Below are 11,903 nucleotides of genomic sequence, written 5' to 3'. Positions count from 1 at the left end.
GCACCCGGATTGGTGGGAGGCGCGCCCGTGCCGCAGATGCATGGGAACACGCGCAAGCCCGCGATAGACTTGCTTGCATGACCCCACACCTGCCCATTGAGCTGGAACAGACCGAGCTCTGGTTGCTCGCCGACAAGGCCATCTACTGGCCAGAACGCCAGACGCTGCTGATCGCCGACATCCACTTCGGCAAGGCCGCCGCGTATCGTCGTCTCGGACAGCCAGTGCCGCATGGCACCACACAAACCAATCTGCTGCGGCTCGACGCGCTGCTGGCGCGCTACCCATGCCATCAGCTGATATTTCTCGGCGACTTCCTGCACGCGCCGGAATCCCAGACGCCCGCCGTCCTGACGCAACTCCAGCATTGGCGCGCCAGTCATCCTGAACTCGCTATCACGCTGATTCGCGGCAACCATGATCGGCGTGCCGGTGATCCGCCAGCGTATCTCGACCTGACCGTCGTCCCCGAACCGCTGCTGCTCGGCCCTTTCGCGCTGCAGCATGAGCCCGACCCGCACGCCACTCACCACGTGCTGGCCGGTCATCTGCACCCGGCTTTCCGCCTCACTGGGCGTGGGCGCCAGCACCTGCGCCTGCCCTGCTTCTGCATCGGCGAGCGAGTGAGCCTGCTTCCCGCGTTTGGCGATTTCACCGGAATGATGGAAGTCGGCGCAAACGCGGGTCGGCGTCTGTTTGTGGTTGGGGATAACAGCGTGTGGCGAGTGGCTTGACCGGCAATCAGGCCTGCGAAATACCGGTTACGGTGATACCAAAGCGCTCGGCCAAGCGTGTGGCCGGTGTTTCCTCTATATCCGGATCATGCTCGTAAGCATCGTCCTCTCCGGCATAGTCCAATTCGGCCTTTTGCGTAACCAGCGCTACCGCCTCGTCGATATCCGGCTGGTGATCGGATTCGGTTCGGAGGATGGAAGTGTTGCCGTCTTTGCTGTACGCGATGATCCAAGTTGTCATGGATGCCCCCTCTTCTAGCGCCTTCGGCAATTCGTTCGCCGATATCGGCGTCGCTTTGTTTAGAGACTAGCCCGTCGTGTTCGGTTCTGCCGCTTATGCTTGATTCGGACGACCTGCTGAACGGTCTGAACAGGGCCTTAGAGCGTAGGTCATCGGTAGAGAGGAGAACAGGAGACGAGGCCATGATTCGATCACGCCCAAGGTCTACCGAGACGACCGAGGAACAACTGGTTGAACTGCTGCGTCACCATGCGACGCCGCTGCCTGCGATCGACGACCCGGCGTTTGCGGCACACTTCGACGCGTTCTCCGACGCCCGGGTCGTACTGATCGGTGAGGCCAGCCACGGCACTTCGGAGTTTTACCGCGCCCGAGCCGCCATTACCCGACGGCTGGTCGAGCACCACGGTTTCAACATCATCGCCGCCGAAGCGGACTGGCCGGATGCGGCGAAGATCGACCGCTACGTACGCCACCAACAGCCACCGAGCTGGGTTGAGGAAGGTTTCAAGCGCTTCCCGACCTGGATGTGGCGCAACCAGGAAGTCGCCAATTTCGCCGGTTGGTTGCGCAGTCACAACGAAGCCCTGGCACTCGAGCGACGCGTGGAGTTTCGCGGCCTGGACGTTTACAGCCTCGGCTCCTCGATCCGGGAAGTGCTGGACTACCTCGACCGCGTCGATCCGCAGGCTGCCAGCGCTGCGCGCCGCCGCTATGGTTGCCTCAGCCCCTGGCATGAAGAGCCGGCCATCTACGGCCATCAGGTGATGCTCGGCGAGCCGTCCTGTGAGGACGCGGTGGTCGAGCAATTGCGTGCGCTGCTCGATCAGCGGCTGCAATACCTTGAACGGGACGGCGCCAGCTTCTTCAATGCCGAGCGCAACGCCCGCGTGGTACTCGCTGCGGAGCAGTACTACCGGGCCATGTACCAGGGCTCGGCAGAATCCTGGAACCTGCGCGACCGGCACATGTTCGACACCCTCCGCGCATTGCTGGAGCACCGTGGCGCCGATGCCAAGGCTGTGGTCTGGGCGCACAACTCGCATATAGGCAATGCCGCCGCAACATCCATGGGCTGGGGCGGCGAGTTCAATATCGGTGAGCTGTGCCGTACGGCCTTCGGGCGCGACGCGGTGCTGATCGGCATGGCCACCGATCGCGGCGAGGTGGCGGCTGCGGACAACTGGGACGAGCCGATGCAACTCAAGCAGGTCCGCCCGTCGCGCCCGGATAGTTGGGAGCAGCTGTTCCTGCGCACCGGTATCGCAGCGTCACTGACCAGCTGGCGCGACGATGCGCCGTTGCGCCAGGCCCTAGCCAGGCCGCGTCTGGAGCGAGCCATCGGCGTGATCTACCGTCCGGCGACCGAACGCCAGAGTCATTATTTCCAGGCCATACTGTCTGAACAGTTCGACGCCCTGATCTGGCTAGAGCAGACCACCGCGGTGACGCCGATCGGCCCTCAGCAGATCGACGATGAAATCGTTCCGGATACCTACCCATTCGGAGAGTGAGTCATGCGTGCGTACATGTCTGAATCCCATCTATTTCGCGACCGCAGCCATGCCGGCCAGGAACTGGCCGAAGCACTGCAGCACTTGGCCGACCTGAAACCGCTGGTGCTCGCCCTACCCCGAGGCGGCGTCCCAGTTGCCTTCGAGGTGGCGCGTATCCTCCAGGCACCGCTCGATCTGGTGCTGGTGCGAAAGATTGGTGCGCCCGGCAATGAGGAGTTGGCACTGGGCGCCGTGGTCGACGGCGCAGAACCGAAATGGGTCATCAATCAGGAGTTGTTCAACCAGATCGCACCACCCCCCAACTGGTTCGAGAAGGAAATGCAGCACCAACTCGCGGAACTGGAGCGCCGTCGCCAACGTTACTGTGGCGAGCGAGCCGCACCTGCGCTTAACGGCCGCTGCGTGATAGTCATCGACGACGGCGTCGCCACGGGCGCGACCGTGAGAGCTGCGCTGAAGGGACTGAAGCAATCGAGCCCCAGCAGAATCGTGCTCGCCGTGCCCGTGGGGCCGCGTGAGGAAATCGAGATGCTGAGAACGGAGGTGGACGAATTGGTCTGCCTGGCGATGCCCGAACCATTCATCGGTGTCGGCCGCCATTACGGTGACTTCGATCAGACGAGTGACGAGCAGGTCGTCGACCTGCTCGCGCGCGCTCAGGCCTTCGCTACCGACACGCCGGAGGCAAGTACGGGAAGTCAAGCCACCGGAGCGGGCGGCGGCTGATCCGGAATGGTCGGCTCGCCCGGCTCACTCGGTAGATCCGGTACACCGGGCTCTTCCGGATCGCCTGGCACGCCATTGGCCTGCAGGTCGAACCCGTCCAACGGGTCCGCATAATGGATGTTTCCCATGTCGTTGCCCTCCACTACATTTGGCCGGCAGTTCCGGCTGGTCTATATCAGTAGAGGGCGCGTCATCGGGTTCGATCCGTCCATCTGTCGGACGTGATGGCCAGGTATTACCACATCAGATCATCAGGGATCTGGTAGGCGGCGTAAGGATCGTCCGCATCCGGGGCTTCGGTCTGGGTATTGAGCTGCACGATGCGGCGCGGGTCGCGCTCTTGAATCTTCAGCGCCGCCTCGCGCGGGATCACCTCGTAACCACCTCCGTGGCGGACGATGGCCAGCGAGCCGCTGGACAGCTTGTCACGCATCAGTTTGTTCACCGAGAGGCGTTTGACCTTCTTGTCGTCAACGAAGTTGTAGTAATCCTCGGTGGTCAGCTTGGGCAGGCGGCTGGTTTCGATCAGTTGCTTGATCTGCGCGGTACGGGCTTTCTGCGCGGCTTTTTCCTGCTGCTGACGGTTCAGCTCTTGATCGCGGGCGAGCTTTTCAGCCTGGGCCTTGAGTGCCGCTTCACGCTGAGAGTCATCCTTTTCGATCTGGCCTTTCTTCACCAGGCGTTGCTGTTTCTGCTGCTGCTTGCCGGCCTGCTTGGCCTGCTTCTCATTGACCAGCCCGGCTTTGAGCAGCTGATCGCGAAGGGAAAGACTCATGTGTCGGCTCGTCTCGTGATGAATTCAAAATGGACGCAGGTAAACATGCGTAATGGCGCTGGAGCGCATTGTGGTGGATGTGAAAAGCGACATCCACCCTCGCGGCTAGCCGCAGGACGATGAGCGCTCGGCTTTCTTGGCCTCGCCCCACAGCGCGTCGAGTGTTTCAAGGTCGCAATTTTCGATGGCCCGTCCGCTGTCTCGCAAGGCTTGCTCGATGAAACGGAAGCGACGTTCGAACTTGCCGTTGGCCGCACGCAGGGCGTTTTCCGGATCGACCTTCAGGTGCCGCGCCAGATTCACCACGACGAACAGCAGGTCGCCAATCTCCTCGGCGATCGCCTCGGGATCGTTCTCGCTCATGGCTTCGAGCACTTCGTCCAGCTCCTCGCGGACCTTGTCCACTACCGGCAGTGCGTCCGGCCAGTCGAAACCGACCTGGGCGGTGCGCTTCTGCAGCTTGGCAGCGCGGCTCAAGGCAGGCAGCGCGTTCGGCACATCGTCGAGTAGCGACAACTGCTCCGGCGCGGCGGATTTCTCCGCGCGTTCCTCGGCCTTGATTTCTTCCCAGCGCGCTTTGATGGCTGCCTCATCGAGACGGGGCAGCTCGGGCGAGCCGTAGAGATCGCCGTCAGGGAAGACATGCGGATGCCGACGCAGCAGCTTGCGGGTGATCCCGTCGACCACCGCATCGAACTCGAAACGTCCTTCTTCTTTCGCCAGCTGGCTGTAATAGACGACCTGGAACAGCAGATCACCCAGCTCACCGGGCAAATGATCGAAGTCACCGCTCTCGATGGCATCCGCCACCTCGTAGGCCTCTTCGAGGGTATGCGGCACGATGCTGGCGTAATCCTGCTGCAAGTCCCATGGGCAGCCGTGCTGCGGATCGCGCAGCCGGGCCATCAGGTGCAGTAGGTCATTGAGCTGGTACATGGGAGTCCTCGGGCAAGCGGCAGCCGTTGCGGCAATTCGGTGGATGTAAAAAGCGACATCCACCCTACGGAGTCAAGCCGATTGTAGGGTGGATCGGGGCGCGTAGCTGACGCGTCACCCATCCACCGTGACGCGACCGGCGATTCCGCCGGCCTTGTACCTTACGCAGCTCTTTGGCGCTTGGCTTCGATGATATTGGGCAGCTGAGAAATACGGCTCAGCAGCCTTCCCAGCGCATCCAGCCCCGGTATTTCAATGGTCAGGGTCATCTGCGCGGTGCTGTCTTCCTTGTTCGAACGCGTATTGACGGCGAGCACGTTGATCCGCTCGTTGAGCAGAATCTGCGACACATCTCGCAGCAGGCCAGAACGATCGTAAGCACGGATGACGATATCGACCGGGTAGGTTTTCTCCGGGATCGGCCCCCAGCTGACCTGGATGATCCGCTCCGGCTCGCGCCCAGCCAGTTGCAGCACCGAGGCGCAATCCTGGCGGTGGATGCTGACACCACGGCCCAGCGTGATATAGCCGACGATGGGGTCGCCCGGCAGCGGCTGGCAGCAGCCTGCCATCTGCGTGAGCAGATTGCCGACGCCCTGGATCTGTACATCACCACGCTTGCCCGGTCGGGTGCTGGTCGGGCGCCGGGGAATCAGTTCGAGCTGATCGGCGACGTGGCCATCCGGCTCCACCAATTGCTGCGCATGATTGACCAGTTGGGACAGACGCAGGTCGCCTGCACCGAGCGCGGCGAACATGTCCTCGGCGGTCTTCAGGTTGGCTTTTTCCGCCAGCTTGTCGAAGTCCACCGGGGGTAGATCCAGGCGTCCGAGCTCACGCTCGAGCAGCGCCTTGCCGGCCGCGACGTTCTGATCACGGGCCTGCAACTTGAACCAATGGACGATCTTCGCCCGCGAGCGCGAGGTAGTGATGTAGCCCAGGTTCGGGTTCAGCCAGTCACGACTCGGCGAGCCGTGCTTGCTGGTAATGATTTCGACCTGTTCGCCGGTTTGCAGGCTGTAGGTCAGCGGTACGATGCGCCCGTTGATCTTGGCGCCACGGCAGTTATGGCCGATCTCGGTGTGCACGCGGTAAGCGAAATCCAGCGGCGTCGCGCCCTTGGGCAGGTCGATCGCATGGCCATCCGGGGTAAATACATAGACCCGGTCCGGCTCGATATCCACTCGCAACTGATCGGCCAGACCACCGATATCGCCCAGTTCCTCGTGCCACTCGAGCACCTGACGCAACCAGGAAATTTTCTCTTCGTAGTGGTTGGAGCCGGAATTGACGTCAGTGCCCTTGTAGCGCCAGTGCGCACATACGCCCAGTTCGGCTTCCTCGTGCATGGCCTGGGTACGGATTTGCACCTCAAGCACCTTACCTTCCGGGCCGAGCACGGCGGTATGCAGCGAACGGTAGCCATTTTCCTTCGGATTGGCGATATAGTCGTCGAACTCCCTGGGAATGTGTCGCCACAGGGTATGCACGATACCCAGCGCGGTGTAGCAGTCGCGGACTTCCGGCACCAGCACGCGCACGGCGCGAACGTCATAGATCTGGCTGAACTGCAGGCCCTTTTTCTGCATCTTCCGCCAGATCGAATAGATGTGCTTGGCGCGACCGTCGATTTCGGGGTGAATACCGGTAGCGGTCAGTTCATCCTTGAGTTGCTGGACAACGTTCTGGATGTACTGCTCTCGATCCAGCCGGCGCTCATGCAGCAGCTGGGCGATCTGCTTGTATTGCTCGGGCTCGAGGTAGCGGAAGGACAGATCCTCCAGCTCCCACTTGATATGCCCGATGCCCAGGCGATGAGCCAGCGGCGCATAGATATCGAAGACTTCACGAGCAACGCGGTGGCGCTTGTCGTCATCGGCGTTCTTCACCGCGCGAATGGCGCAGGTGCGCTCGGCCAGCTTGATCAGCGCGACGCGAACGTCATCGACCATGGCCACCAGCATCTTGCGCAGGTTTTCTACCTGGGTCTGGGTCCCCAGCACCAACGACTCACGCGGGTTGAGACTGGCGCTGATGGCAGCCATGCGCAGCACGCCTTCGATCAGCTTGGCCACCACCGGGCCGAACTTCTGGTGCACCTCCGCCAGCTGAATCTTGCCCTCGCGTACGCCGCGGTAGATCACCGCGGCCACCAGACTGTCCTGGTCGAGCTTGAGGTCGGCAAGTATTTCAGCGATCTCGAGGCCGGTCTGGTAGCTGGAGGTGCCTTCGCTCCACAGATTCTGTGCCGCGTTGGCCTGCTGTTCGGCTGCGCGAGCGAACTCGCAGGCTTGCTTGAGTGCGTCGCGGTCGAGTGCCGGGTCCATCCCCAACACATGATCGAGCCAGCCATCGAGATTGATACTGCCGTCGGTGTTGATCGGCTGAAGCGCTCTGACCTGGACCATCTTTCTACTTTCCTCTACGCAGTTTCTGCGTCGAATACGCCGACTTTCTGGGAGTCGGTCGGTTGAACCACAGGCCGCTTGCCTGTCGAAAAAAATCCGCTGTTATTCCGGTCGCTCGAACAACGCCATGGCCTCGACGTGTGCGGTTTGCGGGAACATGTCCAGCACGCCGGCCCGTTTCAGCCGATAACCCTGGCCGATCAACTCGGCTGCGTCGCGCGCCAGCGTCGCAGGGTTGCATGAAACATAGACCACACGCCTTGCGCCTAAAGTCGTCATCTGCCGCACCATTTCCAACGCGCCGTCGCGCGGCGGGTCGAGCAGCACCCCGGCAAAGCCGCCTTCGGCCCACTGCGCCTCGACAAGCGGCTTCGACAGGTCCGCTTGATAAAAGTGCATACCGTTCAGGCCGTTGTGCGCTGCATTGGTGCGTGCGCGCTCGACCATCTCCTCGCCCCCCTCCACCGCGACCACCTGCGCCCCGGCACGGGCCAGAGGCAGGGCGAAGTTGCCGAGCCCACAGAACAGATCCAGTACCCGCTCGCCCGCTTCGGGCGCCAGCCATTCCAGTGCCTGCACCACCATCGCCTCATTCACCGGGGCGTTGACCTGAACGAAATCACCGGGCCGCCAGGCCAGTTCCAGGTCCCACGCCGGCAGCCTGTAGCCCAGGGCATACGCGGTGTCCAACGGTTGCGGCGCGCCCTCGCCTTGCAGCCAGAGCTGTACGCTCTGTTCGTGTGCGAAGGCGGTCAGGCGCTGCAGATCCGCTTCGGCCAGCGCAACCGTATGGCGCACCAGCACGGCTTCGGCGGTGCCGCTGAACAGTTCCACATGGCCGATCGCCTGCGGCTTGTCCAGCGCATGCAACACGGCCAGCAGAGCCGGCAATAGCGTCTGCAAGGCCTGTACCAGCACAGGGCATTCATGAATGGCGACGATGTCCTGACTGGCGCTGGCACGGAAACCAACGTCCAGCCGCCGGGCCTTGTTGTCCCAGCGCACGGCCAGCCTGGCGCGCCGGCGATAACAGAACTCGGGCCCGCTCAGCGGTGCCGCCCATTCCTGCGGTTCGATTCCTGCCAGCCGCGACAACTGCTCGGCGAGGCTGCGCTGCTTCAGCGCCAGCTGCTCGGTCGCCGGCAGGTGCTGCAGCGTGCAACCGCCGCAGACGCGCGCATGTGCGCAGGGCTCGATACGGCGCTGCGTGCTGGCGGTCAGCACCCGCTCGCTGCGCGCTTCGACGATCTGGCTGCGCGCCGTCAGGACACGCGCTTCGACCTCTTCGCCGGGCAAGGCTCCCTCGACGAACCAGGTGCGGCCGTCGACGAAGGCGATGCCGCGACCGTCATTGGCCAGCCGCTGCACGCTCAGCCGCTGCTTCTTGCCGGTCGGGATCTGCTGCTTCTTCTGGCCACCGCTGGGCTGGAAGCGCAAGCCGCCACTGCGTTTGGCCATCAGCAGGTTCCGCCTTGGGCCCGCACGGTGCGATCAGTTGGGCTGGTCATAAACGCCCGTCGACAGATAGCGGTCGCCACGATCGCAGATGATCGCGACGATCACCGCATTCTCGACTTCCTGCGACAACCGCAGTGCAGCCGCCACCGCGCCGCCAGACGACACACCGCAAAAGATGCCTTCTTCGCGGGCCAGGCGGCGCATCACGCGCTCAGCCTCTTCCTGGGCCATGTCGACGATGCGGTCAACGCGCTCGGCCTGGTAGATCTTCGGCAGGTATTCCTGCGGCCAGCGGCGGATACCGGGGATCGATGCGCCCTCCATGGGTTGCAGGCCGATGATCTGGATCTCCGGGTTCTGCTCTTTGAGGTAGCGCGAAACGCCCATGATGGTGCCGGTGGTACCCATGGAACTGACGAAGTGAGTGATGCCGCCCTGGGTCTGCTGCCAGAGCTCGGGCCCGGTGCTGCTGTAATGCGCCTCGGGGTTGTCGCCGTTGGCAAACTGATCGAGCACTTTGCCACGGCCCTCAGCGGCCATTTTCACGGCAAGGTCACGGGCGCCTTCCATGCCTTCGTCCTTGCTCACCAGAATCAGCTCGGCGCCGTAGGCGGTCATCGCCGCCTTGCGTTCAGCACTGGAGTTATCGGGCATGATCAGAATGAATTTGTAGCCTTTGATTGCCGCGGCCATGGCCAGGGCGATGCCGGTATTGCCGGAAGTGGCCTCGATCAGCGTGTCGCCGGGCTTGATGTCGCCGCGTGCCTCGGCGCGCGCAATCATCGACAGAGCCGGGCGATCCTTCACCGAGCCGGCAGGATTGTTGCCTTCGAGCTTGACCAGAATGGTATTGCTGGTTTCGCCGGGCAGACGCTGCAGGCGAACCAGTGGGGTTTTGCCGACGCAATCGGCGATGGTCGGGTACTGAATTGTCATGGCGTCGATGAACCGAGCGGCATTTGGGAAGGCGCACATGATACCGGCAACTATCGGACACGGGCAGACCGCTTGGCCTCGATCGACAATTGCCCACCGCCAGCTCCGTTAGCACCGCGGACTCAGCGGACGAAACGCTGAAGAAACGCAACGATCGGGCTTGGCAGATAGTTACCAGTGGTCTAGGTCTATAAGCAGCACTTCTAAACAGCGTTTCCCACAAGGAATCCCCCCATGTCCGTCAGACCTGACGCCCTGGTCTTCACGTTTCTCCTCACCAGCCTGACCGCCTGCACCAACCCGGACACGTCCAGCCAGACGCCGCCAGCCCCGGAGCGCGCCAGCGGTTACACCGCCAAGCCGGGCTGGGCCACCGAGCGCTTCGCCGTCGCTGCCGCCAACCCGCTGGCCACCGAGGCGGGCTACAGGATCCTCAAGGCCGGCGGCAGCGCGATGGATGCGGCCGTTGCCGTCCAGATGGTGCTGAGCCTGGTAGAGCCGCAGTCCAGCGGCCTCGGCGGCGGCGCCTTTCTGCTGTATTGGGATGGCGCGCATGTGACGGCATTGGACGGGCGCGAAACCGCCCCGGCGGCGGTCGACGAAACACTCTTCCTGAAGCCTGACGGCAAACCGATGGACTTCCAGCAGGCCGTCGTCGGCGGCCGCTCGGTGGGCGTTCCGGGCACCGTGAAAATGCTCGAACAGGCCCACCAGCAGTACGGCAAACTCCCCTGGCGGGAGCTGATGCAGCCGGCCATCCGTCTCGCCGAGGACGGTTTCGAAATCAGCCCGCGATTGCATGGACTGCTCGAGAGCGATCCGGCGCTGCGCGACAACCCGCCGGCGGCCGCGTTCTACTACCAGCCCGATGGGTCGCCGTGGCCGGTGGGCCATCGTCTGCGCAACCCGGCCCTGGCCCAGCTGCTGCGCAACATCGCCGAGCGCGGCAGCGATGCCTTCTACCGAGGCGCCAACGCCCAGGCGTTGGTCCGCCAGGTAAACGAGCACTACAACGCCGGCGCAATAACCCTCAGCGATCTGGAGGTCTACAAGCCGCGTCAGCGCGATCCGCTCTGCAACCTCTGGCAGCAGCGCTATCAGGTATGCGGTTTTCCGCCGCCCTCTTCCGGACACATCACGCAGATGCAGATCCTCGGCATCCTCGAGCAGCTGTCGCCGCTGCCGGCGCTAGACCAGGGCGTACCATCGGCCGAATTCCTGCACCACTACACCGAAGCGTCGCGGCTGGCCTACGCGGACCGCGCCAAGTACCTGGCCGACCCCGATTTCGTACCGGTACCGGGGCGAACCTGGAACAGCATGCTCGCACCCAAGTACCTCAAACAGCGCGCCGAGCTGATCAAGTCACGCAGCATGGGGACCGCCGAACCAGGTAACCCAGGCGAGATGCCCGTCACGTTCGCCTCCCAGCCCACGCAGCCGGAATACGGCACCAGCCACATCAGCATCGTCGATGAACAGGGCAATGCGCTGGCGATGACCACCACCATCGAACAGGCCTTCGGCTCACGCCTGCTCAACGACGGCGGTACCGGCTTGCCTGGCGGTTATCTATTGAACAACGAGCTCACGGATTTCTCTTTCGAGCCGCGTGACGCTCAGGGTCAGCCGATCGCCAACCGGGTCGAGTCGAACAAGCGCCCCCGTTCGAGCATGAGCCCGACGCTGGTATTCAATGCCGCTGGCGACCAGCTGCTCGCCAGCGTCGGCTCACCCGGCGGTGCGGCGATCATCCACTTCACGGCGAAGACCCTGCTGGGCATGTACGGTTGGGGGCTGGATGCGCAACGGGCGATCGACCTGCCGAACTTCGGCAGTTTCAACGGGCCCACCGTGCTCGAAGCCGGACGTTTCCCTGAAGCCACGGTGGAGTCGCTTGAGGCCCGCGGGCATCAGGTCAACGAAGTCGAGATGACCAGCGGATTGCAGGCGATACAGCGCACCAGCAGCGGTTGGTTCGGCGGCGCCGACCCAAGGCGCGAAGGCGTAGTGATGGGCGAATAGCCCAGCCAAAAGCGGCGTTCAGCGAAGCTCTGTGGGAGACCCGACCTCGGACCGAATGAGGTCGAGCACGCCTGACCGGATCACCCCAGGCCTCGAATTCGCGCCAACCGAATTCGCCGCGGGGGCGCGGCTCCCACAAGAGCGGCG

Annotated in this window: 11 protein-coding genes; 4 read left to right on the top strand and 7 right to left on the bottom strand. The window is 63.2% G+C overall.

Annotation, left to right across the window (positions count from 1 at the left end):
- Nucleotides 1–77 precede the first annotated feature (77 nt).
- A complete protein-coding gene (gene pdeM / locus MCB86_RS18910; RefSeq protein WP_239611863.1) occupies nucleotides 78–734 on the top strand; it encodes a ligase-associated DNA damage response endonuclease PdeM in 657 nt (218 codons plus the stop codon).
- Nucleotides 735–741: 7 nt separating this feature from the next.
- On the opposite strand, the gene MCB86_RS18905 is transcribed toward pdeM, so the two are convergent.
- Entirely contained in the window at nucleotides 742–975 is a 234-nt protein-coding gene (locus MCB86_RS18905; RefSeq protein ID WP_045162782.1) for a hypothetical protein, read from the bottom strand.
- A 182-nt stretch (nucleotides 976–1,157) separates the two neighbouring features.
- On the opposite strand from MCB86_RS18905, the gene MCB86_RS18900 reads away from it, so the two are divergent.
- Nucleotides 1,158–2,489 (top strand): erythromycin esterase family protein, encoded by a 1,332-nt coding sequence (locus MCB86_RS18900; protein WP_239611862.1) that lies wholly within the window; start codon nucleotides 1,158–1,160, stop codon nucleotides 2,487–2,489.
- A gap of 3 nt (nucleotides 2,490–2,492) precedes the next feature.
- Nucleotides 2,493–3,218, top strand: coding sequence for a phosphoribosyltransferase (locus MCB86_RS18895; protein ID WP_239611861.1), 726 nt, complete (start codon nucleotides 2,493–2,495; stop codon nucleotides 3,216–3,218).
- Here the strand turns inward: MCB86_RS18895 and MCB86_RS18890 are convergent.
- The 6 genes from MCB86_RS18890 to cysM form a co-directional block, all read right to left on the bottom strand.
- Nucleotides 3,191–3,346 carry a hypothetical protein gene (locus tag MCB86_RS18890; protein ID WP_239611860.1) on the bottom strand — a complete coding sequence of 52 codons (156 nt, stop codon included), beginning with the start codon at nucleotides 3,344–3,346 and terminating at the stop codon, nucleotides 3,191–3,193. The two genes, MCB86_RS18895 and MCB86_RS18890, sit on opposite strands and share 28 nt — an antisense overlap.
- A 107-nt stretch (nucleotides 3,347–3,453) precedes the next feature.
- Nucleotides 3,454–3,993 carry a DUF2058 domain-containing protein gene (locus MCB86_RS18885; RefSeq protein WP_021207675.1) on the bottom strand — a complete coding sequence of 180 codons (540 nt, stop codon included), beginning with the start codon at nucleotides 3,991–3,993 and terminating at the stop codon, nucleotides 3,454–3,456.
- Between the two features lie 105 nt (nucleotides 3,994–4,098).
- Complete coding sequence (gene mazG / locus MCB86_RS18880; protein WP_045162785.1) at nucleotides 4,099–4,929, bottom strand: nucleoside triphosphate pyrophosphohydrolase; 831 nt, start codon at nucleotides 4,927–4,929, stop codon at nucleotides 4,099–4,101.
- A gap of 161 nt (nucleotides 4,930–5,090) precedes the next feature.
- The gene (relA, locus tag MCB86_RS18875) at nucleotides 5,091–7,337 is read right to left on the bottom strand and encodes a GTP diphosphokinase (protein WP_045162786.1); all 2,247 of its coding nucleotides are present in this window, start codon (nucleotides 7,335–7,337) and stop codon (nucleotides 5,091–5,093) included.
- A gap of 102 nt (nucleotides 7,338–7,439) precedes the next feature.
- A complete protein-coding gene (gene rlmD, locus MCB86_RS18870) occupies nucleotides 7,440–8,795 on the bottom strand; it encodes a 23S rRNA (uracil(1939)-C(5))-methyltransferase RlmD (RefSeq protein ID WP_239611859.1) in 1,356 nt (451 codons plus the stop codon).
- A 33-nt stretch (nucleotides 8,796–8,828) separates the two neighbouring features.
- On the bottom strand, nucleotides 8,829–9,731 hold the full coding sequence (gene cysM / locus MCB86_RS18865) for a cysteine synthase CysM (RefSeq protein ID WP_239611858.1): 903 nt from the start codon (nucleotides 9,729–9,731) through the stop codon (nucleotides 8,829–8,831).
- A 234-nt stretch (nucleotides 9,732–9,965) separates the two neighbouring features.
- On the opposite strand from cysM, the gene ggt reads away from it, so the two are divergent.
- Nucleotides 9,966–11,756, top strand: coding sequence for a gamma-glutamyltransferase (gene ggt, locus MCB86_RS18860; RefSeq protein ID WP_239611857.1), 1,791 nt, complete (start codon nucleotides 9,966–9,968; stop codon nucleotides 11,754–11,756).
- Nucleotides 11,757–11,903 lie beyond the last annotated feature (147 nt).

The organism is Pseudomonas sp. KSR10 (genome assembly GCF_022355455.1).
GTDB classification, from domain to species: domain Bacteria; phylum Pseudomonadota; class Gammaproteobacteria; order Pseudomonadales; family Pseudomonadaceae; genus Stutzerimonas; species Stutzerimonas stutzeri_E.
Note: the sequence above shows the minus strand (reverse complement) of the source record. Positions and strands in the feature narration are given on the sequence as shown.